15 protein-coding genes are annotated in these 23,901 nt (G+C 45.1%); 3 read left to right on the top strand and 12 right to left on the bottom strand.

The features are described 5' to 3' along the window. Together FN815_RS09755 and FN815_RS09750 are read left to right on the top strand one after the other, a co-directional pair. Entirely contained in the window at nt 1–1,146 is a 1,146-nt protein-coding gene (locus FN815_RS09755) for a sensor histidine kinase (RefSeq protein WP_221930297.1), read from the top strand. An 839-nt stretch (nt 1,147–1,985) separates the two neighbouring features. Beyond that, on the top strand, nt 1,986–2,750 hold the full coding sequence (locus tag FN815_RS09750) for a LytR/AlgR family response regulator transcription factor (RefSeq protein WP_142454438.1): 765 nt from the start codon (nt 1,986–1,988) through the stop codon (nt 2,748–2,750). A 54-nt stretch (nt 2,751–2,804) separates the two neighbouring features. On the opposite strand, the gene FN815_RS09745 is transcribed toward FN815_RS09750, so the two are convergent. The 6 genes from FN815_RS09745 to FN815_RS09720 form a co-directional block, all read right to left on the bottom strand. Then, nucleotides 2,805–3,140 carry a hypothetical protein gene (locus FN815_RS09745; RefSeq protein ID WP_185957246.1) on the bottom strand — a complete coding sequence of 112 codons (336 nt, stop codon included), beginning with the start codon at nt 3,138–3,140 and terminating at the stop codon, nt 2,805–2,807. Nucleotides 3,141–3,317: 177 nt separating this feature from the next. Continuing rightward, nucleotides 3,318–4,271, bottom strand: coding sequence for a tRNA epoxyqueuosine(34) reductase QueG (gene queG, locus FN815_RS09740; RefSeq protein ID WP_142454436.1), 954 nt, complete (start codon nt 4,269–4,271; stop codon nt 3,318–3,320). 620 nt (nt 4,272–4,891) lie between these two features. Beyond that, a complete protein-coding gene (gene ftsE, locus FN815_RS09735; protein WP_142454435.1) occupies nt 4,892–5,593 on the bottom strand; it encodes a cell division ATP-binding protein FtsE in 702 nt (233 codons plus the stop codon). Continuing rightward, nucleotides 5,575–6,357, bottom strand: coding sequence for a class I SAM-dependent DNA methyltransferase (locus tag FN815_RS09730; protein WP_142454434.1), 783 nt, complete (start codon nt 6,355–6,357; stop codon nt 5,575–5,577). Before FN815_RS09730 ends, ftsE begins: the two co-directional genes overlap by 19 nt. Further along, nucleotides 6,347–7,351: a 4-hydroxythreonine-4-phosphate dehydrogenase PdxA gene (gene pdxA, locus FN815_RS09725; protein ID WP_142454433.1), complete on the bottom strand. Its 1,005-nt coding sequence runs from the start codon at nt 7,349–7,351 to the stop codon at nt 6,347–6,349. Before pdxA ends, FN815_RS09730 begins: the two co-directional genes overlap by 11 nt. 711 nt (nt 7,352–8,062) lie before the next feature. Next, on the bottom strand, nt 8,063–9,439 hold the full coding sequence (locus FN815_RS09720; protein ID WP_142454432.1) for a GWxTD domain-containing protein: 1,377 nt from the start codon (nt 9,437–9,439) through the stop codon (nt 8,063–8,065). A gap of 108 nt (nt 9,440–9,547) precedes the next feature. On the opposite strand from FN815_RS09720, the gene FN815_RS09715 reads away from it, so the two are divergent. Continuing rightward, nucleotides 9,548–11,179, top strand: a complete 1,632-nt coding sequence (locus FN815_RS09715) for an acyl-CoA carboxylase subunit beta (protein ID WP_142454431.1) — start codon at nt 9,548–9,550, stop codon at nt 11,177–11,179. Nucleotides 11,180–11,380: 201 nt separating this feature from the next. On the opposite strand, the gene FN815_RS09710 is transcribed toward FN815_RS09715, so the two are convergent. From FN815_RS09710 to FN815_RS09685, 6 genes are all read right to left on the bottom strand, one after another. Next, a complete protein-coding gene (locus tag FN815_RS09710) occupies nt 11,381–14,464 on the bottom strand; it encodes a beta-L-arabinofuranosidase domain-containing protein (RefSeq protein WP_221930296.1) in 3,084 nt (1,027 codons plus the stop codon). 212 nt (nt 14,465–14,676) lie between these two features. Then, the gene (locus tag FN815_RS09705; protein WP_185957245.1) at nt 14,677–15,258 is read right to left on the bottom strand and encodes a CPBP family intramembrane glutamic endopeptidase; all 582 of its coding nucleotides are present in this window, start codon (nt 15,256–15,258) and stop codon (nt 14,677–14,679) included. Nucleotides 15,259–15,700: 442 nt separating this feature from the next. Then, entirely contained in the window at nt 15,701–16,213 is a 513-nt protein-coding gene (locus tag FN815_RS09700) for a fascin domain-containing protein (protein WP_142454429.1), read from the bottom strand. Between the two features lie 853 nt (nt 16,214–17,066). Then, on the bottom strand, nt 17,067–19,634 hold the full coding sequence (lon, locus tag FN815_RS09695) for an endopeptidase La (RefSeq protein ID WP_142454428.1): 2,568 nt from the start codon (nt 19,632–19,634) through the stop codon (nt 17,067–17,069). A gap of 135 nt (nt 19,635–19,769) precedes the next feature. Next, the gene (locus tag FN815_RS09690; RefSeq protein WP_142454427.1) at nt 19,770–21,287 is read right to left on the bottom strand and encodes a DUF5723 family protein; all 1,518 of its coding nucleotides are present in this window, start codon (nt 21,285–21,287) and stop codon (nt 19,770–19,772) included. Nucleotides 21,288–21,509: 222 nt separating this feature from the next. After that, on the bottom strand, nt 21,510–23,798 hold the full coding sequence (locus FN815_RS09685; RefSeq protein ID WP_142454426.1) for an ATP-dependent helicase: 2,289 nt from the start codon (nt 23,796–23,798) through the stop codon (nt 21,510–21,512). Nucleotides 23,799–23,901 lie beyond the last annotated feature (103 nt).

Raw genomic sequence — 23,901 nt, 5'->3', positions numbered from 1 at the left:
ATGAATACGAGCAGAGCCCTTTTGAACATCAAAAAAAACTTAATACCCGGCAGGGAGCTAAAAACTACTGAAGACCATCGCATGGAAACACAATCAGACCAACAAATATCGCTCTTTAGATCTGCGCCACGATTTATTGTGCTGAATGCATCCATTGCTTTAGTGATTTCAGTGTTTATTCAATTGAATGGTCCCTGGGGGATGGAAGGAATACAACCATTTGTCCGCCACTTTTTGCTCTCTTTTGCCATGAGTGCTGCATTGAGTGCGGGCGGGTTTTGGGTGGATCATTATTTTGAGCAACGGATTTCCTGGCTCACTCATCCCGCAAGGCGTCTGCTGTTAACTACGGTTACGTATTTGTTCTATGCCTTTCTAACCAGTGCCTTCTTGTTGAGCCTCTACAACTTTATGGGGAATGCCCATTTCAGTGTGCAGGAATTCAGATGGTCCATGATATTCCCGGATACATTTTACAGTGTGGGGATAGCGCTGGTGATCATATCTGTTTTTATTGCCCGCTCGTGGTTGGTGGAGTGGAAGAAGTCAGAGGTTGAATCCGAGCAGCTGAAAACAGAATTGGTTGAGAACCGGTACCGGGCGCTGGTTCAACAGTTGAATCCGCATTTCTTGTTTAACTCTCTCAATGCCTTATCAAACCTGGTGTATGAAGATGCCGACAAATCGGCCTTGTTCATCCGTAAGCTTTCACAGATCTACCGCTACCTGTTGGATGTACAGTACGAGGAGCTGATAGAAATAGAGAAAGAGCTGGGATTTGCCCGTGATTACCTGAGTTTGCAAAAAATTCGTTTTGAGGATAGCCTGATGTATGAAATTGATGTAGACAACACCCATAAACGCTTTTTACCACCACTTTCTATTCAGCTGCTGCTCGAAAATGCTATCAAACACAATACGTTTAGCGCTGAGAAGCCGCTGCATATTTCTATTCGGAGGGAAAATGACTCCCTGATGGTAACCAATACTTATCAACCCAAAAAAGTTGCGAAGATGGAAAGCAAGGGCATTGGGTTAACAAATATCGAGAAGCGGTATGAACAGCTAAGTGATAAAAAGATATTGATTACTACTGATGATGCAGCGTTTAGGGTCGGGCTTCCTTTGTTGGAAGTTAGTAATTGACCGGCACTGGGAAGATTTTTGAAAAAACCACTTTTGTCTTTAAATCTGTCATAGGTAGTGTTGAGCTATGAATGCATAGAATCGGTTAGCAAAAATGGCTTTGGAGGATTGTTTGCCAAAGCTTCGTTTAACACTATCAACTTCTCCAACTATGGGGCGAAGCTTCTTTTTTGGTTTTTTCAACCCCGGGTTGCGCCTGTTTACTTCCCACAAGCGGGAAAGTCTACACAGTCTTACCCTGGGCTATTGAGGTTTGACCCTTTCAGGGTCTTCTTCAAAAAATGAATTTCATGAGTTGTAAAGGAAAACTATACAATCACTATTATCTAACGCGTTTACCAGTTAAATTTTTTGTTTCAAAGATTCAGCAAAATCGTAGGTAAGAAAACAAAAATGGCGGCAATTGCAGACACCGACAGGTGTCTAACCATTCTGGAAACAGAATGAGGTAGCCCTGAGCCAGCGCTCAGGGTGCCATTGACACAAACAAGCAACCCCCGAATGGGGGTTAAACAATGTGGCTTTGGAGTTGAACCCTGTTCAGGGTTCTGCGGTGTTCGGTATCTGATCCCCCGGTTGCATCCACGCAGTGGATTTCACCGGGGGCTATTCATGTGAAACCCCTTTCGGGGTGTTCTTAGGCGGGCTTTGTTGCCCGTCCGTCCATCTTTATACAAGGCTCCCGCTCTGACAGGGAGTAAAAACCGGTAAACGCGTTATTACCTATTTTAAAATGTCGCCACATGAAATAATCAAACCAATACACTGTACGAGGATAATAAAGGGTAAATTGCATATGTTGAAGTTGATTTAAAACGGTACAAACCTGTTGTTGAAAAATGAACATCCTGATCATTGAAGATGAAGCTCCTGCGGCAAAGCACATCAAGCGATTAATTGGTAAAATTAAACCGGAGGCCATGGTATTGGGGCCGATTGAAAGTATTGGGAAAGCGGTGGAATGGTTTCAGTCGAACTCGAAACCGGATTTGGTGTTATGTGATATCCAGTTGGCTGACGGGTTGAGTTTCAAAATTTTTGATCAAGTATCCGTAGAGGCGCCGCTTATCTTTATCACCGCATACGACCAGTTTGCTATTCGTGCTTTTAAGTTGAATTCCATTGATTACCTGTTAAAACCGGTAGATCCTGAAGAACTGAAGCATGCCATGCAGCAAGTGGAAAAACGTCAGGCTTCGTCTATTTCTGCTGAAACCATCCAGGCATTACTGCAAAGTACCCAAAAGAAATATAAGTCCCGTTTTATGGTGAAGTTGGGGGAGGTGATTAAGAGTATCAAAACAGAGGAGGTGCTATATATTTACAGCCAGGATAAAGCTACCTACCTGCATACTGTAGCTAAAAAGAATTATATCGTGGATTATGCATTGAGTGACCTGGAGGAAGTTTTGAATCCACGGAAGTTCTTTCGGCTCAATCGTCAGTATATCGCTTCCATTGAGGCGATACAAGATGTGCTTATCTATTCTAACAGCCGGCTAAAAATAACCCTGGCACAATGTGATGATGATTCCATATTAGTAAGCCGAAACAGGGTGGATGATTTTAAGCGCTGGATGGATGATAACATCCCGGAAAGCTGAGAAGAATAAAGTGTAAAAAAGTTTACAGAAGTCAACTCTGAGATTCAGTGAATCTTATTTCCTCTGCCAAATCAACACCTTATCATGTTTATTTTCCAGAAAATCCTCAAACAATTTATCATCATTGAAGGTCAGCTTTGAGCCATTTTGATCATACAAATCACAGAATACACATGAACTAATGGGGATTTCAAAATGATAGACAAAGTCTCCTTTCCAGGTATATCGGTACACTTTGATTACTTGGTAGTAACTGTTCAATGAAATAGAATCAATCTCTGCTTTTAGCCATTGAGGTGTGTCTTTCTCAAAGTCGAAATCATTGGTTCCCTTGTTGCCTTGGCATCCAATCATCAAAAGAAGAAGGAAGGAGATGATTATTATTTTCATTTTGGCGGCCATAACAGTTACTCCGTTCTAATTGAAGTCGTATATCAGATTTTGCGAAAAATATCCATGAAAAACAAATGGTTGAAAAGCGGCAGATGAAATGGAAAAACTCATTAGGTTCCAACTCAGAGCATGTGGAACGAGGTAAAAGGCCATTCAAAATTCATAATCCAAAATTTAAAATTTCCTTTCCAAATTCCGGGCCACCACATCCACATTCGAACTAAACTTATCAAACTTCGCCCGGCGGATGGCACTACCTTCAAAAATATCGTTATATTGGTCAGGGGTGAGGTTTTTCCAGTATTCCAGGTCATGATCGGTGACATACTCGCGGGGATGTAAGTCGGTGAAGCTGGCCAGAATGGATTTGCTGTTCCAGGGGCATACATCCTGGCAGATATCACAGCCGTAAAGCCAATTCTGTACTTTGGATTGCAGCTCTTCTTCCATCTGCTCCTTCAACTCAATGGTAAGATAGGAGATGCACTTGGTCGCATCCACGCGATAGGGTTCGTAGATGGCGTCGGTGGGACAGGCATCCAGGCAGCGTGTACACGAGCCGCAGTGGTCGGTGACGGGCGTATCGTAGCTTAACTCGGCATCGATAATCATTTCCCCGATAAAAAAGAAAGAGCCGATGTTTTTATTTAGCAGGTTGGAGTTTTTGCCAATCCAGCCAAGCCCGGCCCGCTGCGCCCATACTTTATCTAATACCGGGGCCGAGTCGGTGAAGATGCGGCCTTCCAATCCGCCCAACAGCTCTTCAGTAAACTGGAACAGGTGCTTCAGCTTTTTTTTAAGCACTTTGTGATAATCACGTCCCTGCGCGTATTTCGAGATTAACGGCCGGTCGGTCACTCCAATTTGTTCGTTGTGTTTGGGGTGATGATAACTGGCCAATACCGAAACCACGGTCTTGGAGCCAGGCACCAGCAGGGTAGGGTCTACGCGCTTTTCAAAGTGATTTTCCATCCAGCCCATTTCGCCATTGCGATTCTGGGTGAGCCATTCTTCCAATCGCCGAGCTTCCTGCGGCAAATGCTGCGCCTGGGCAAACCCACAGGCATCAAAACCCAGCTGTAGGGCATGGGCTCGGATTTGCTCGGTTATTTTCTGCTGCTTCAGCACGTTGGGGGATTGAAGATTAAAAATTCAAGATTAAAGATTGAACATGGCAAGATAGGCATGTTGCGGCGGAGGATGAAAGTAAGTTCGGGTGTTTTGTATTTGAATCAAAAATTGAGAAAGCGGGGACAGGCTTTGGCGCCAACACCTCTCACGATCAATTCAAGAACTCATTGAATTGATCGAACTCTCCTCGAGGAGAGACTTCTCCTGAGGGGTTTAAAAGGTATTATGTTAGATTAGGCAAGGCAAGATGAATTCCATTACGGATGAGTCCTTCCTTGAGGAAGGTGCCTTAGTTTTGGCTTGCCAAAACCGGCGGAGGGTGTTTGTGGTAAAGGGCTTAGCTTTGCTAATATGTGAAGGCTGGTTCCCAATCTCCTGCCTCACAAACCATCTATAGAGGAAGCCAACCGCACGTTCCAACGCTGAACATGTGGAACGAGGCCAAAAATTAAAGATGTGAAATTATGGATTATAAATGTTGAATTATGAATTGAATACTAGCCAGATAAGCGGGGTTAATTCAACATTTAAAATTTAGCATTCAAAATTATTCCAAATCCCGGGTTCTGAATTCTTAAACCCACACCAATCTTCAATTTTTAATCTTGAATCTTAAATCACTTCGCCGGTACCAGCTTTTCGCCTTTCCACACCAAGTCCTGCGTTTTGCCATTGACCATACGTACCGTACGGGCGGGGTATTTTTTAACAACGGCATAATCGTGGGTCACCATCAATACGGCCATACCACGGTTGTTGATGGATTTTAGCAGCTCCATAATTTCTTTGGTGGCTTTGGGATCAAGGTTCCCGGTAGGTTCATCAGCCAGTAAGATGCGCGGCTCATTGGCCAAAGCACGGGCTATGACCACGCGTTGCTGTTCACCGCCGGAAAGATCACGCGGCATGTGTTTACGACGGTGACTCAAGCCTACCATCGTCAAAACTTCCAGCACACGCTGTTTGATAAAGCGGGGTTTTTCGCCGGTTACTTGCAGGGAAAAGGCGACGTTGTCATGTACATTACGGTCTTCAAGCAGTTGAAAATCCTGGAAGATGATGCCGAGTCGCCGTCTCAGCATGGGCACTTCACGTTCGCTGATCTTATTCACGGGATACTCCGTAACCCGAACGGTTCCGCGTTCCGGTAATACATCACGATATAAGAGCTTAAGAAAAGAGCTTTTGCCAATGCCGGTTGGGCCAATCAGGTAGGCAAACTCACCGTTATAGAGTTTGAAATCTACGTTATCAAGAATTTTACTTTTACCGAACTGTAAGGTGACGTCCTTAAGTTCAATTACTGCTGTTTCTGCCATCGGAGTACCATGGTTACACGTGTGCTTTTGTCGTTAGCTGGAATCAGGTCAAAACCTTCATAAGCAGCCACTTGATGATAGGGGGTTTGTTCCACAATTGACAGCATTTCCTGAAGGGTATAAATGCGCTGTTTATGGACTTCTTTGTAGCGATTGATCACTGTTTTTCGGTCTTCGCCCAGTTCTTCAATATCAAATTCATTAAAGTGAAAATGAGTGTCCGGTTCGTACCGGCTTTCCCGGAAATAGCGATATTTTCCGGCCATACCCTCTTCATTGTTCAGGTAATCCACGGCCTCCAGGGAATTTTGCGGGGTGGAAAAATCAAAAATGAGCAAGCCGCCGGGATTTAAAATCTTATAACAGCCCATCAGCATATCCATGATCTCTTCTTTGGAATGCAGGTAATTTACGCTGTCAAATACCGAAAAAATGATGTCGAAAGGATGATCGGAATGAATATTCCGGAAATCCATGGTTCGGAATTCTACATCCAGCTGATTGACTTTCGCTTTTCTGCGTCCTTCCTGAATCATAGCCAGCGATTGGTCGGTAGCCGTTAGGTGATATTCATCAAACCTGGCCAGGTTCAGAGAGATAGCCCCGGTACCACAGGCAAGCTCCAACACCTCATCGGGTTTTGGATGATGGGTAAGAATGACTTCATCGATGAAGTCTGCCCACATTTCGTAATCCACATCTTCCATCAGCGTGTCGTACAAATGGGCTAATACCGAATAAATGTTGGCTTTTTTAGTGCTCACGTAGCTTCTTATTTGCGAGTTCGATGGCCAGGTTCCAGGCTTCTGTAAATGATGACGGGTTGGCTTTTCCTTTTCCGGCAATATCAAAAGCGGTGCCGTGGTCTGGCGAAGTGCGGATGATAGGAAGTCCGGCGGTAAAATTCACGCCCCGGCCAAACGATAATAATTTAAAAGGTGCCAGTCCCTGGTCATGGTACATCGCCAGTATGGCATCATATTCTTTATGCAATTGTTGCCCAAAAAAGCCATCGGCAGGGAAGGGGCCGTCTGCCCCCATACCTTCATGCCGTAAAGCTTGTACCAAAGGACCAATCAACTCCACTTCTTCAGTCCCAATCACACCGCCATCGCCCGCATGCGGATTCAGCCCAAAAACAGCTATTCGCGGATTATCAATCCCAAAATCCTTTCGTAAACTTTCATGCAGAAGACCTATTTTAGTTCGAATCAACTGGGCCGTAATTTCCTCCGAGACATCCTTGATCGGAGTATGGGCTGTCACTAACGCAACCCTGAGATTTCCACTCACCAGCATCATCAAGACATTTTTAGTAGAGGTCTTTTCGGCCAAAAATTCTGTGTGTCCCGGTATATGATAGCCCGCCATATTCACGGCTTCTTTAGAGATAGGGGCCGTAACCAGGGCGTCTGTCGTTTTATCCAGGCAAAGTTCAATGCCTTTCTCAATGGCTTTCATGGCCACACGCCCGCTTTGTTCGGTTTGGGTACCTGGTGTGATTTCAATTACGTCCCCACCAATCTGCAGCAGATTCAGGTGTCCGTTTTCAATTTCATCGGCTTTTTCTGCAATATGCAGTTCTTGTTGGGGTGATCTAAAATCATCATAAAAGTCCATTACAGATTTTAGGGTCAGAATCACCGGTGTGGCCTCATTCAGTTCAGCCTGTCCAAGTGCTTTTAGTACAATTTCGGGTCCGATGCCATTGAAATCTCCAATGGAAACAGCAATGCGTGGAATGTTTTTCTTGATCATAGTGCACAAAAGGTACAGCTAATAATTACAAATTTATAGACGGGGAAGGGGGGAAATTATTTTGGGTTTCCCCGGATCTTTCGAGGTTGTACCTCGAAAGTAATAGCATGTGAAGGCTAAGCCTTCTATTACCATCGCTTTACAAATCGCGTATTACGGACATTTGGCGGATTAGATTAGTTTTTGAACCGGGATTAAGAGGATTTGTTTGATGTACAGGATTAATCTTTTGATAGATATTTTACCAATTTTCGCCAAGGAGAAATCTCAACACAATCATGGGGGCGAAAATTTATTTCCTGTCTTTATGTTTGTTCTTCCTACCATATGTTCCGCTGGAACGCATAATTGATCCGTAGGATCAACAGATAGGTAGCCCCGGATAAGACAGCGGTAGCTGGCGCAGTCCGGAGGATAATAGGTTCAAACAGCCCCAAACCTCCGCCCGGGTGGTGCCAGGGGAAAAATGGTTGCCTGAGGTTGGGCTATAAGTCCGCCAAAGAGTAAAACTGTGATGCCTGTGATGGTGCTGATATGCTGTGATAGAATGGATTAAGATCATCAAAGTACATCACATACAAATCATACCTATCACAGTTCCGGATCTTTCGAGGTTGTACCTCGAAAGAAAAAGTAAGTGAAGGCTAAGCCTTCTGTGACTTAGGCTTTTCAAGTACAACTTGAAAAGATCTAAGGTGTGTAGGGAATGGATTATTTAGTACCCACCAGTTTAAAATCGCCGAAACCGGTGGTGGCTTCAAACACAAAAGATCGGTTGGGATACTTCCAGACTTCCCGGGTGGTGCCACCGGGAGGGAAAACGCGTTCTTTACTGTTTGGCGGACCGAATTTGATATACACTTCGCCCTGATCACTTTCATGTCCCATTGGGTTTTCCTGGGACCCAAATTCTTTAAAGGCGTAATCAATGCGGCGATAGTATTCGGCCATCAGTTCATTATATACGGTATTAGGAGTGGGATCACGCTGTCCCCAGAATGCCCGGAATTTTTCTTCCTTTTCCTTTCGGTTCCCTTTATCTATTTGCTCGATTTGTTTCTCGCTGGCAATGAACTTCAGGTGCTCGATTGCAATGTTGAGGTTGTAAAGGCTGGCAGGCATATCAGGCCAATAAGAGCGGAAATAGCCGGTTGCCAATGCATCTTCAGAACCGTTTTTGTGAAGAGTCATTTGGTAAAAGGCATTCTCAAGTGTACTACCCGGTACAGAAACCAAAGCGTACGTGTAGGGATGATTACCTTTGGTAAGCGACAGACTTGGTTCTTCAGAGGATGCCAGTTTTACCGTTGATTGTGCGTGTATTTCAGCCGGTTTGAGTGAGTAGGTGTAGATTTCAGCCCCGGTGGTAGTATCGTCCCGAACCTCGCGTGCCCGATTGATTTTAAGCTGGTATTCAGCTCCCTCTTCGTATTCCGGAATGCGGATGAGAGTGGTGAAATCGTCTCCGAAGGGCACATTATCCGCCATATTCATGAGCTGAAGATTCAGTTCGATATCCCGGTTTTCTACTTTTTTCAACAAGTAAACTTCTCCGGTTTCCTTTTCTCGCAGATTTTCAATCTTGATGTTTCGGCGCTGAGTGCTGCGCTCATTTTTTTCTTGCAACATGCTGAGCTGAAAGATGTAATGGTAGTTCCCTGGATCCAAATTTACGCTTAACACCCCGGAGGCATATTGATCAGCTGATTGAGTTTCCTCAAAAGTAGATGTATACACCGTATCAGCCCATACATCCCGGGAAACAGAATTAACGGCTGGTTCGCCCCGGCGTTTTAATTTACCCTCAAAAATTTCAGTGTTTAGCCGAAGGGTAGAGTAGAAGCCGGCATCCTCAGGAGCATTGAAAGTATGCTGAACCGGCAGCTTTCGAAAAGGAATGAAATTATTGTTAAACCGGAAGGTGAAAACAAGGTTGGTCTTACCATTTTCTCCAGGCAGGCTCAAATCATCAATAAAGAAAGTTGGGCGCTCTGTACGCTGCACCAGCTGGGGATACGAGATTCGCTGGGCAAAGGCGGAAACGGAAATCCCGAAAAGAAGAAGGAATACGAAAAATGATTTCTGCATAAAACTGATTTTTTTAATTGTTGTAATATCGGGCTTTAATCATAAAATATAATGCCTATTTTCAACGCAGCATTTCATCAAACTATTATTAAGACAAAAATTCGGTTTATGAGCACTACATCTGGAAGCGCTACCAAGCAATGGCTGCACGAGTTGATTGAGGAATTAAATGATACTGAATCAGCCATAAAAAAAGGAGGCGGCGAGAAACGCATTGAGAAACAGCACAGTAAAGGAAAACTTACTGCCCGTGAACGCATTGAAAAGCTGACAGACCCGGATTCTGACTTTTTTGAACTGGGACTTTGGGCAGGCTATGAGATGTACGAAGAGGAAGGCGGATGTCCTTCTGGCGGAGTGGTAACGGGAGTTGGCAAGGTTAGTGGACGTGATTGTATGATTGTTGCCAATGATGCCACCGTGAAGGCCGGAGCCTGGTTTCCCATCACTGCAAAAAAGAATTTGCGCGCACAGGAAATAGCCATCGAAAATCACATCCCTCTCATTTACCTGGTGGATTCAGCCGGGGTGTATTTGCCGATGCAGGATGAAATCTTTCCGGATAAAGAACACTTTGGCCGGATGTTCCGCAATAACGCCGTGATTTCTGCCAAAGGCATTCCGCAGATTGCAGCCATTATGGGGAGTTGCGTGGCAGGCGGTGCATATTTGCCCATCATGAGCGATGAAGCGTTGATTGTAGATGGTACGGGAAGTGTATTTTTAGCGGGAAGTTACTTGGTAAAAGCAGCCATTGGTGAAAATGTGGACAATGAAACGCTGGGCGGAGCCACGACTCACACCGAAATTTCGGGGGTGACAGATTATAAAATGGAAGACGACGACGAGGCACTGGAAACCATCCGGGATTTGGTGGATAAACTGGGACCGTATGAAACGGCCGGGTTCAACAGAAAAGAAGCGAAAGATCCCAAACGTCCACCTGCGGATGTATTTGATATATTGCCGGAATCGCGTACCAGTCCGTACGACATGTATGAGCTGCTGGATTGTATTGTAGATGCTGACACCTTTACCGAATTCAAGAAAGGCTATGGCCAAACCCTGATTACCGGTTATGCCCGCATCGATGGCTGGAGCGTGGGAATTGTAGCTAACCAGCGCACCGTGAACCGAACCAAGCAGGGCGAGATGCAAATTGGCGGGGTCATCTATTCCGACAGTGCAGATAAAGCCGCACGTTTTATCATGAATTGTAATCAAAAGAAAATTCCGATCATCTTTTTGCAGGATGTGACCGGCTTTATGATTGGCAAGCGAAGTGAACATGGCGGTATCATCAAAGACGGGGCAAAGATGGTGAATGCGGTGAGTAACAGCACGGTGCCCAAAATCACCATTGTGGTGGGCAACAGTTATGGCGCGGGTAATTATGCCATGTGCGGACGTGCCTACGATCCGCGTTTTATGTATGCCTGGCCAACGGCAAAAATTGCCGTAATGAGCGGGGCCTCCGCTTCCAAAACCCTGATGCAGATTCAGGTAGCTGCTATGAAGAAAAAGGGCAAAGAAGTGAGCGAGGAAGAACAGCAGGAAATCATGAAAGAAATCAGCGACCGCTACGACACGCAAACCGATGTGCGGTATGCGGCGGCTCGTTTATGGGTGGATGGTATCATCAACCCAACGGAAACACGGCAGCGTATTTCCAAATCCATTGCCTGTGCTAATTTGAATCCTGATATCCCGGAGTTTAAAACCGGGGTGATGCAGACGTAGGTTTTTCACCTAGTAAGAATATATTCAGAAAGGCAGCAATCAACTTTGGTTATACAATGGTTTCAAACTAGCTGGTAAGTTCATCGTCTGATACACTTCAGATATCAAACAGGTACTTATACAGCGAACGTGATTTCGCATTTTCCTGGATCTTCGGCGGTTGCCTTAGGATGAATTAGTATAAACCAGCTATGCCTATAATCACTCCAAATTCACATCTAGGTACACCGAATGGCGCCCGTAGGTCTCATAAAAAGGCTTATACTTAATTCCATCAATGGTAAACTCCAACTGCGCAGGATCGCCTGATATGGATCGGCTGATATCCTCTGCATCCAGCGTCACCTTGCGCCATTCATTCTTTGCCTCGGATTCCTGGGCAGCAAGTAGTACGGGGCCATAAAACAAACTGGCTATGTTTTGTTGATCCATCACCGGTTCCAGGTAAAAATGGAAGGGCAACTGAAGTTCAATCGTATCTCCATCTTCCCAGCTTCGACTCAATCTAAGATAGCTTTCGGGTACGGCGTCTACCTGTTGTTGCTCCCCGTTAATCCATACTGAAATGCCTTCCGAGGCCCATTTTGGGATGCGTATGTTGAGATCAAAGCGGCCGTTTCCTCCAATAATTAGTTTGGTTCGGTCTGCTTTGGGAAAAGCTGTTTCCTGGGTAATAGTGATATCTTTTGCTGTCCATTCCAGGGTAGAAGGGATAAACAAGTTTACATATAAGGCCTGATCATCAATACTCTTAAAATAAATCGAGTTTTGGAGTTTAGTGCTGCTTTCAAGAGCCGTGCCGTTGCAACAGGTAAAACCGCTCATGTCGTCATTGCTGAATCGTTTGATGGAACCTGGTCTTAAAAGTACGTGATAGGTGTTTGCAGGACTGTTTTCTGCCACGGAAGCGAGGATGTGATTATACAGTCCGCGCTCATAGTAATCCATGAGTTCTGCATCAGGATTAAAGAAAAACAGGCTCCGTGTTAATTTAAGCATGTTATAGGTGGCACAAGTTTCATTTTGTCCACCGGCTGAAAAGCCGTTTTCATACAGCGTTGCCGGTTGGGCTACAAAACACTCGCCATTATTTGGATGACGTGCGCCCGCTACACCTCCGATACTATACATATAATCACCGGTGACTTTATGCCAGAAATTGTCAGCAATCCGGTAATACTCCGGGGCATCGGAATCCCGGTAGATTTCAAGTGCGCCCATAACCTGGGGTATGTGCTGGTTGGCGTGTAAACTTCGAAAAGTATCCACATTCCTGGCCAGGCCGTGGGAATGATCTGCATCCCCGTAAAACATTTGTATGTTATCAAATATACGAGCGGTTTCAAGATACTTAGATTCACCCGTGAGCCGATACAGCCGGGCCATGGCTTCGTTCATTCCCCCAAATTCACCGGCTATATACCGGTTCCACATGCTCAGGAGGGTATCTTGAGGAAGTTTACTCAGTCGGGCGTGAACCCAGTCTCCCATTCCAGTCACTATTTCCAGTGCCTTTTCATTGCCGGTGACTTCATGAATATCCATCAAGCCCGCAAAAATCTTATGCAAGGTGTAATAGGGCGCCCAGATTTGGTTTTCATCCGTTCCGTAGGTGGCTCCGTGTTCCAGCATGATAAACTGATCGGGAGGATAGGCACTGATAAAACCTTCGCCCCAGTTCCAGTAATCTGTCCGGATACCTTCCTTACTCAGGTCGGAGTTATACTTTTCCTTACCGGGGCCCGGGGGCACAGCTGTAGGGTCGGATACGTATTCTCCTCCGGGGTTTTTGGGTTTCCCGGATAACTGAGATAATTCATACAGCGTATTCACCATGTACTCCATCTTGTCGGCAAACTCGGCCTTGAGGGAGGGATCATAACCCACACTGGCATAGGCCTGTGCAATGGCCGAGAGGTAGTGCCCGCTGGCATGACCGCGTAGTTTGGTTTCCTGGCTGTCCCAGCCATTTAGGGCTTCTGCGCCTTCAGGTTGCTCTTGCCCGAAAGCATCCCGAAACATGTAGAGAAATCTGTCTGGGTTGGTATGAGCCAGACCATTGACAAACTTATCACGGTTTTCCATGAATTTAGTCCGGTTTCCCCTCGAATCCCTGTTCAAGGTTACATGGCTTAGGCTAAAGGGCTCAAGCTTTCGCTTGGGGGGTGATGGTGCTTCCTTATCTTTTATGGTGATGGTGGCTTGTGGCCGAAGATCTGTTCCCGGTACATGTCCAGTAACCGTATAGGTGCCCGGACTCTGTACCTGACTGTTGTCTTCCGGAGCCGGCCAGATTACTCTTACTTCTGGTCCATTGATATCATTACGATAAGTGCCCTTCAGGAAGCGTGGTAAGCGGGGCAGATGGCCAACCACGGTTTCCACTTCAATGTCAGCGATATCCATCAGGTATTCAGTATACAATTGCGGGGTGGAATCGGGAAATTCAGGAAGACTTTGAGCTGTTTCTTCTCTCTGTTCGGCTTCTTCTTGCCCAGCCCTTAAAGCATTGGTTCGTATGGTGCTAACCTGCTCGTCTGAAAGTGGTATACTATAAATCCTGAAATCATATAACCGGGCAGTTAAATGTGCTTTTTCTTCAGATAGTGATTTGCCGATGTATAGTTTATTCTCTTTTGCCCTTCCAAACAGATCGTCCAGCTCTAATCTCATCCCGGACACTTCATCGGCCAGCTCACCATTAATATATAAGCTGAAGGTTTTTGCGGGTACGTCGATAACCATGGCGAGATGATTCCACTGATTTAATTCCAGAGAGGGAGCACTCAATGAATAGCTGTCAGATTCAGTAAAGATCTGAGTTTTAAAACCGTCATCTGATCCAGTTCCTGAAGAAATAGCAGAAAAACGGGAGTCGGGACTGGTACCAAAATCAAACAGGGGCTGTACATTGTGGTTAGCTTGGGGCAATATCCATCCCGAGATACTGAGTGATTGCAGGCCTTCAAGGGCTTCACCCGGTAGGGTGATGTAGGTTTCATCTTCGTCTGATATAGTAAGTACAGAATTGAACAGGCTGTCACTTACGAAATCATAGCCTCCCTGAATGTTGGCATGTAAATTATTTCGGGAGGCATCTCTTAGGTCTTCTTGTAAAGTGTACCGGACAATCAGAGCCGTTTCTCCGATTCCATCCAACATCTGATCCCCGCCTTGAGCCATGATCGGAGGAGCTATCAATGCCATGAGAAATAATCCTCCTATGAATTGTAAAAAAAGCGAACTGATTTTCATTCTGAGGTTCAGTGATTCTCTTTTCATCATGGCAGTAGATTAAATTCTGGTTATGCTCTTTTACGGGAAAAAGCTTCACCAAAATAATAAAATGAAATGGACTTGAGAACTTTTGTAAAATACATTAAACGTATAGGGCAGATGAGATTAAAGAAGAGCATTTCCTCTGTAAGTAATATCCCGTTATACAATCCGTAAAGTTGACTTTAATTTTCACTATCCGATATTCAATTCGGTTCTTTCTATGGCTTTATCCCAACCAGTTCCGGGTACCGGCTGATTACCCAGATGGCAATTGCATCGTAGATGCTGTGCCAGGTCATCACTAATAATAAACTCCCGGAAAGATGATAGACAATTCCAAGTACTACGCCTATCAGGGTAGTCATCAAGAAATAACCTATAGAAGCAAAGTGAAGCATGCCAAACCCGATAGCCCCGGCTAAAATAGCCAGCTCAATCCCTATAAACCCAGAAAGCCACGTTTGGATAAATCCCCGGAATAAAACCTCTTCACCGATGCCAGCCGTGAGTGACAGAATCAATACATGGGAAACTTTTATATCTTTAAATATAGGACGAAGTTGGGCTACCGTTTCCCCAAACGACTCTGCGACGGGAAGTCTGCTAAAGCCGGCCAAAAGGAGATACATCAGGATACCTCCCAACGCTCCTAAAATAATAGAATAACCTATTCCGCCTGGAGCAAATCCCCAGGACACCTCTGTAAAATAGATCAATATAATTCCCAGGATTAAGGCCAGTCCTGGTGCTGCAATCATTCCTAATAAAGGAATCGATCCGGGTGTTTGATTATTATCCATACCGATACTCATTTGAAATTATTGAAGGAATTTTAGTACCGGAAGAACTACGGATAATGATGAAACCAGGTTGCATCATATACTATAAAATCTCTTTAAAAATACTGCTTTAGATTGCTGCATGGTCTCACCGCTTCCTGCATAAATTCTTTCATTCTGAACCATGATTTTCAGGATGAACAGGATTAAAAAAATTGTCCATCGAACATCGGTCCATCGATCTATCGCATATCAAGTGAAAACCAGCTCTCGGTGTGGAAAGCCACATCACTCATTTACAGAAAAGAATTCATTAAAAAGCCGGGGTTTCCCATCACGTATTTCCCGTGGGTTGAGTTGGAAGAGCATGCGAAGGAGTTTTGCAGATGTATGTAAGAAAAGAAATGGAGAACAAGTTTTTAAAAAGAGTTTTTAAGCTTGTTCTCCATGTTAACATTAATGATTAGGTACCGGTTTTACTGAGTTGAACTGGCGGGGCAATGATAAACCACTCCCTTATTGGAGTAGTTGTGCTGGTACCCCAGCTGCAGTTAACTTGTCCACAACCAGGAGCTGAGTTTTTTTCGCAATTATCGCTATTCATACGAAGAAAAACTCCGGGAAACGCAACTGACTCAATAGAATACCCATACTGATGAGTGGTTAATTTGAATTTTTCCCAGGGTCCGGCACCAAATTGACAGTTTACCACTCCTCCGGTAGGATTAGCCTCTGATACATTCCTTCCATCCATCCGCAGGAAAACACCCGGAAACGCAATAGACTCAATCGTATAGTAGCCATCCGAACCTTTTGCGAGTTTAAACTTCTCCCATGGTCCGGCTGTGACCTGGCAATTAACTTCTCCTCCGCCATCCGGCATAAAATTCGTAACCCCGGAGCCGTCTAAGCGCAGGAAAACGTCGCCGTTAGAATAATCAGCAATTGTATGTTCATTTACCTCTGTTGTACCCATTGTATTACCTCATTTTATTTATTGATAATTGTTATAAGATGTGAATGACACCTAAAGCTTTTGACTCCATATTAGGGTATCACTGAGATATATATACACAAAAGAAGTAGTTACTACAATAGATGGTAAAGTATAATTCATATAATTATTTCTAATAATGGTTTGTGTTATAGGATAAATGATGAATAAAATGGAGAAAAATTAGGTAGCTGAAGTTTCGAATAGGCTATCTATACTTTCAGTAAGGAAGATCAAAGTTAAATAATTACAAACAGGTATCGAGACGGTTTATGGCTTCATAAGTGGCAGCATCAATCCTCCATTTTGAATCAAGATTTACAGGATTAGAGGATGACCATGATTCGTGAAAATCAAGGAAATCAATTCATTCTGTAAATCCTGGTTCAACCGGAAAGTGTATTATCCACTTATTAGTACAGAAAGCCATTTCCAACAGATTGTCGAGTGACCGATTAGCGACTATCGATTTGCGAAGTAGTTATTGATGTCACAAAAGCGTCCCCTTGCCCTGCGGCGGGGCCAAAGAATCTAATATCAAAAAAGGGAGCAGAAGGGACAGGGTTAGGGTCCTGTAACCAACGGCTATTGAGCTGGAGGAAAGCTTCACCAGTTGAGATGCCAATTTTTCCATTTTGAACCATGATTTCCAGGATTTTAGGATGAACAGGATTTGTGAAAATCCTGTAAATCAATCTTATCCTAAAGATCTTGGTTCAACTGAAAAATGAGTAAAAAAATTACAATCCGTTAAATCAGTAATAATAAAAAAAGACGGACAAAACTGTCCGCCTTAGAATCTCGATTATTCAATAAATTGGCTGAACCCACCCGGTTATTTATTGGGAACCCGGGGGTTGTTGTCTTTATCATCGTCGCGGCTTACGACTTCTACCGAATCATCGGCTCGGCCGTTTTTACCGGATACGGAAGCTTTGTGTGCTTCGCTGACGCTGAAGAATTTCTGCGGATCAGCCTCGGGTTCATCTTCCAGTACAATATCCAGCAGCGGATCCATACGCTCGAGATACTGCACTTTCAAGTCGCCGAGTACATCTTCTTCGATGTCATCCACGTCTTTCTCATTCTTCTTAGGCAGTAGCACTTTCTTGATACCGGCACGTTTGGCAGCCAGCACTTTTTCCTTGATACCGCCCACAGGCAGTACCAGTCCGCGCAGGGTAATTTCACCCGTCATCGCGATAGTGCCTTTCACTTTACGCTGCGTAAAGATGGAAGCAATGGCCGACATCAGGGACACCCCGGCAGAAGGACCATCTTTCGGTACCGCTCCGGCAGGAACGTGTACGTGGAGATCCCAATATTTAAAGGCTTCTTCAGGGATACCAAATTTGTCAGAATGTGCCTTCAGATACGAGACGGCAAGCATGGCCGATTCTTTCATCACATCACCCAGCTGACCGGTAATATTTAACTTACCGGAACCTTTGGAAACGCTGGCCTCAATAAAGAGGATGTCGCCGCCGTAAGGCGTCCAGGCCATACCAGTAGCTACGCCGGGCACGGTTGTGCGTTCGGCTGCATCGCTGAAGTATTTGCGCTTACCCAGAAATTCTTCAACATGTTCGTCGTCCACGTCAAAGTCTTCGATTTCGTCAGAGGCAATCTTGGCAGCTACACCACGGCATACACCAGCAATTTGTCGCTCCAGGTTACGTACGCCTGATTCGCGGGTGTAGCGGTCAATAAGTCGCTCAATAGCATCGTCGGTAAACGAGATTTGCTCTTCTTTCAGCCCGTTTTCTTTAATTTGTTTAGGGATGAGGTACTTCTTGGCAATCTGCGTTTTCTCTTCAAGCGTATACCCGCTGATGTTGATGATCTCCATACGATCTTTCAGCGGAGCCGGAATGGTATCCAGCGAATTCGCTGTGGCGATAAACATCACTTTGGAAAGATCATATTCCAGCTCCAGGTAATTGTCTGTGAAACTGTCGTTTTGCTCGGGATCAAGCACCTCAAGCAGGGCAGAGGTAGGGTCGCCACGGTAATCTGCGCCAACTTTGTCAATCTCATCCAGCATGATGACTGGGTTGCCTTTTCCAGCTTTCTTCATGGAACGAATAATACGTCCAGGCAGGGCACCGATATACGTTCTTCGGTGACCGCGAACCTCGGCTTCGTCCCGGATACCACCAAGACTGAAGCGCTCAAATTCACGGTTCAGCGCGCGGGCAATAGATTTACCCAGCGATGTTTTACCAACACCCGGAGGGCCATAAAAGCAAAGAATAGGCGCTTTCATATCCTGCTTCAGTTTCAGGACGGCCAGGTATTCAACAATACGCTTTTTAACTTTTTCCAGTCCGTAGTGATCTTCGTCCAATACTTTGCGGGCATAGCCAAGATCCAGCTTGTCTTCGGAATATTCATTCCAGGGGAGATCTAAAATCCATTCAATGTAGCTATAGATGATGCCGTAGTTTGGCGAGGCATTGGGCGTCATTTCCAAACGTTGCAGCTCTTTTTCGGCTGTTTCTTTAGCCTCTTCAGGAAGATCTTTTTTAGCCAGTTTTTCACGCAGTTTTTCAATGTCCTGCTTTTCAGCATCTTCACCCAGCTCTTCCTGAATGGCTTTCATCTGCTGGCGCAGGTAGAACTCTCGTTGTTGGTCATCAATATCCGATTTCACCTTGGTGCGGATTTTCTCACTCATATCAAGCACCTGGATTTCTTTCTCCAGAAATTCCATCACCTTATCCAGGTTATCGGAAAACTTGCGTATTTCAAGCAACTCCTGTTTCTCATTTACCGAAACATTCAGGTTTGATGAAATGAAATTCAGCAGAAAAGTAGGGCTGTTGATATTATTGACTGCAATAGAAGCCTCAGATGGGATGTTGGGCGACATGTTGATAATCTTGGTCGCCGTTTCTTTGATATTCCGTACGGAAGCGTCAAGCTCCAGTCCCTGAATATCCATTTCTTTGGGAAAAGGCTCTACATCAGCTTTGAAGTAGGGTTCACTTTGGGTGAAATCCTTTACCTGAAAATTTGACTTGCCCTGAATCACAATACTCTTGCTGCCGTCGGGCATTTTGATGAGCTTGAGAATCTGAGCCACCGTACCTACGGTGTGAAGGTCTTTATATTCGGGCTCTTCAATATCTTCGTTTTTCTGGGTAACAACACCAATAATTTTGTCGCCTTCATAGGCTTCTTTTACCAGGGATAGGGAGCGGTCACGTCCCACTGTGATTGGGACCACTACACCAGGAAATAAAACGGTGTTTTTAAGGGGAAGAATGGGGAGACTATCAGGAATTTCGGCTTCAGTTAGTTCCTTCTCTTCCTCTTCCGACATTAATGGAATAGCTTGTTCAAAATCATCCAGGTCGTCCGACTGGTCCAAATTTTGAAGTAATTCAAATCGTTGAGTCATAAATTAGGGTCTGAGTCTGCAATTTTTTTGTTTTTTCTACCTTTATAAGGCAAATACGAAGCCATACCGTTCATCTTTCACAAAGCGTCAGGTTCACACACTGCCTGTCAGTAAAGTAGGGCAAAGTGTCAGGCTTTAAAAGTGGAATTGAAATGCGCCAAGAGTTACTCCGGCAACGGCGGGCTGATCGGTGGAGGAAGACTGGGTAAGTTGTGCGGCCACCGAAAAATCCCAGTGGCGTGTTTCCAAGGCAAAACCCAGGCAAAAAAAATCTAATTCATCAGCTTTAAACTGTACACCACCGCGTAATGGAAAAAAGGAGATGGGGCGAAGTTCAACACCAAGGGCTGAAATAAGTTTGGTGGAATTAAAGGCATTATTGGTTAGCCCCACACTTACGTCTCCCATCAGCTTAAAGCGGTTTACTTCCAGCATCATACCGCCATGAAGGGCCATTGGAAGCAGGGTAGAAAAATTCTGATAGGAACGCTCGGCCGACAAAAATGGGTCCTGGTTGCTGAATTTTTGGATAAAGGTAGAATATTGTCCCCGGGCACCAGTGAAAGATTCATCAGCTTGCAATTCAGGGATAGAAGCTACCGTGTTCGTATCTTCTTCAGAGGTCATGCTTATTTCCTTACTGGCATAGGACATAAAACCAATATCTGTCATCGAAAAGGACAGGCGGAGAGAGCGCTTAGTGGGCGACTCGTTGCCTTGTACGGCGGTAAGATCATCACCCAGCGTAATCAAATAGGTAACCCCGATATCAAGCCCGGCACCCAGCCCGTTTATGTTAGCCATGTTATTACTAAAAGAGCCACTGTTTGCTACTTCCAGAGTCATGCCGCGCAGGTAAGAGCTGGTGGATGAGCCAAAATCACCGCTGGCATCATAATTAAAAGATTGGATATGGGAGAGGGAGTCGGTGCCTTCTTGCTGTTCGTAGTGGTTTTTCCACTCCGCATTCTGGTAGTCGCCGCCCAGTACAAATTTGGGTGCTATCCCAATGGTAAAGTTATCCAGTCTTGGGGTGAGGCCCGTCAAAAACTGGAAAGACTCGGCATATCCAAAAGAGATTTCATACAAACTCTGGTACCGGTGAATCAAGCTTCGGTTATGAAGGGGGCGAGCATTATCATTACTTATAAAAGTATTTTCGTACCAGCCGCGCCCTACCCGAAAACTCGACGAAGTGCGGGAGCGCAAGGCAATGGAATATGCTCGCTCATTATTTTTCCACTTGATGCCCAACAGGGTAAGGTCATAGCGTGCGCGATTATCGGAAAGGGTGTTATCGCCGGGATATTGATCATTGATCATGGCAATCCGGTCGGTATCCACTACGCCGGGCGCAGACTTGTCCATATCATATACATCTATGTGATGCTGGATATTTTCTAACTGATCTTCCAGATCAGTGTAATTTTGAAGCGCATCTATAAAAAGGCCGCCGGTTCCCAAAATAAAGGAAAAGTCTCCTTCTCGGTCCTGAATCATCAGGTTGGCCGGATTGTAAAAGTTGGCATTGGCATCAGTGATGTACGTGCTGCCTCCGCCACCCAGCGCCATGTTGCGGGGAGTAAGTACCGCCTGAGCCATGACCGGCAAAGACAGACAAAATAATAGCAGTGTAAACAAAAACTGCCGCATAATATCCTTCCTAACTACTAACTGTTTAGAATGTGTGCTGTATAAATTGACTAATCAACGCCTTTATCGGTTGACTCTTAACCCGCCTCAAGTGTTTACTTTGAGACTGTTGAAATAAAGTACTGGTACAAATTACGTCCCGGGTTATTCGGTACACCAGTTGGCGGTTAAAGCTTTGCAAAGTTACTCCTGTAAAATGAGTTCCTTTATACGGTGGATGCATTAATCAATAACCTGAAGCGGAGCCGCCCGCAACATTAGTTTTTTTTGTCCTCTGTTTTTGAAAAATACAACAACTTTGGCATCCGTGCCTGATCCGCTGCGGGAGATGATTTTGCCCGGGCCAAATTTCTTGTGTTCTACTCTGACGCCTACCTGGAAGGGATCTTCTCCATCTTCATAATCATAATGAATGGTAGCAGAAGGGGATCTGTGTGTTTTTTTTGTGCGTGATTCTTTCCAGTCGTAATCCACCGTGTAATCAGAGCCGCTGCTGTTGCCATCGTCACTAAACCGGTCTTTCTTTTGGGTGATGGTAGCCCCGGTTTCGGTCTGTACTACTCCGGCATCTACTTCCTCTAAGAAGCGCGAACGGGCCTGTCGGGTTTCTTCCCCAAACTTAAAACGGCTGCGGCAGTGACTGAAATAAAGTCGTTCTTCAGCCCGGGTAATGGCCACGTAAAACAATCGGCGTTCTTCCTCGATATCCACATCAAAATTTTGACGGGCACCAACGGGGAAGAGGTTCTCTTCCAGCCCTACGATAAATACCACCGGAAACTCCAATCCTTTGGAGGCGTGTACCGTCATCAGGGTGATAGCCGGTTTGTCTTCATCAAACTTATCCTGATCGGTAATCAGGCTGATTTCCTGTAAAAAGGAACTCAATGAGGCATTTTTGGCGCCTCGTTCGTAGTAGGATATAGCATTCTGAAGCTCGATGATATTATCACGGCGCATCATGGATTCCTGTGAGTTCTCCTCAACCAGAGCCTTCATATATCCTGACTGTTCCAATACCGCTTTGGTAGTATCGGTAAGGGTTTCACCATTTTCCAGGTTGTTTCGCAGCCGGTTGATCATATCCACGAATTCCCGAACACGTGCCTTGGCCGGTTTGTACACATCCAGACTTTCTACGTTTTGTATGATGCTCCAGATAGAACGTCCTTCATCCCGAGCCTGCCCCAGCAAATCCTGTATAGATTTATTGCCTATTCCACGGCTGGGTTCGTTGATGATACGCAGGAGATTGGTCTCATCATGAGGATTTACCAACAGCGTTAAATAGGCCAGCACATCTTTGATTTCCTTACGCTGATAGAATGAGAGACCGCCCACCAGCTGGTAGGTCAAATCCTTTCGTCTTAGTGACTCCTCAAATACACGCGACTGATAGTTGGTACGATATAATATCGCAAAATCATTGTTCTTGTAGCCATGACGCATCTTCAAGTTCTGGATATGGCTAGCTACACGGTTGGCTTCATCGCGTTCGTCAAAATTCTCCAACAGGGTGATGCGTTCGCCATAACCCTGCTCGGTCCAAAGTGTTTTATCGAGCTGCTTGGTATTTCTCTTGATGATAGAATCGGCACACTGCAGGATGGCTTTGGTAGAGCGATAGTTTTGCTCTAACGGCACCTGGGTGGCTTCTTCATAATCTTCCTTAAAGTTCAGGATGTTGGAGATATCGGCCCCGCGAAAGGAGTAGATACTCTGTGCATCGTCGCCCACCACACAGATGTTCTGGTATTTATCCGCCAGCATTTTTGTCACTTTGTACTGGGCGTGGTTGGTATCTTGGTATTCATCAATAAGGATGTATTTGAAGCGGTCCTGGTATTTTTCCAGTACATCTGGATGTTTTTGAAACAGCTCAATCGGTTTCACCAACAGGTCGTCGAAATCCATGGCGTTGCTCTGTTTCAGCCGCTTGTTGTAGATGGAATAGACGCGTGCAGTGATGTCATCCAACGTACTGCTGATGAATTTTTCCTGGAAAGTATCGGCGGTAATCAGCTGGTTTTTTGAATCGCTGATTTTGTTGTGGATGGTTTTGGGCTTGATCTCCTTGGTGTCAAAATTCAGTTCCTGGAGAATTTGCTTCACCACGGTTTGGGAATCGCTGGTGTCATAAATGGTGAAGTCAGAGCCAAAGCCAATTTTTTCAGCTTCAAATCGCAAAATCTTGGAGAAAATAGAGTGGAAGGTACCCATCCATAGCTTTCCGGCCTTATCGCCAATCAGGTCCTTGATCCGTTCTTTCATCTCGCGGGCCGCCTTATTGGTAAAAGTGAGGGCCAGGATTTGTTCAGGAGCGGCTTTGTATTGTTGCAGCAGGTAGGCAATCCGGTAAGTAAGTACGCGCGTTTTCCCGGAACCGGCACCAGCTACAATCAGCAGGGGGCCATCGGTATGAGTCACCGCCTGTTTCTGCTGTGCATTTAGCTGTGCTAAAAAATCAGGCCGCTCTTTCGGCCCCTCTGATGGAAGTGAAAATGTTTTCATAAGAAGTTTATTCCCTTTGCGCTCTTTGCGCTCTTTGCGGTAAAGTAAACCGCTAAAAACGCGAAGAGCGCAAAGAAGGATTATTCAAAATCGTGATTCATTT

Origin of the sequence: Gracilimonas mengyeensis, assembly GCF_900182705.1 — a bacterium.
Taxonomy (GTDB): Bacteria; Bacteroidota; Rhodothermia; order Balneolales; family Balneolaceae; genus Gracilimonas; species Gracilimonas mengyeensis.
The sequence above is the reverse complement of the archived record's forward strand: the minus strand, read 5'-3'. Positions and strand labels throughout refer to the sequence as shown.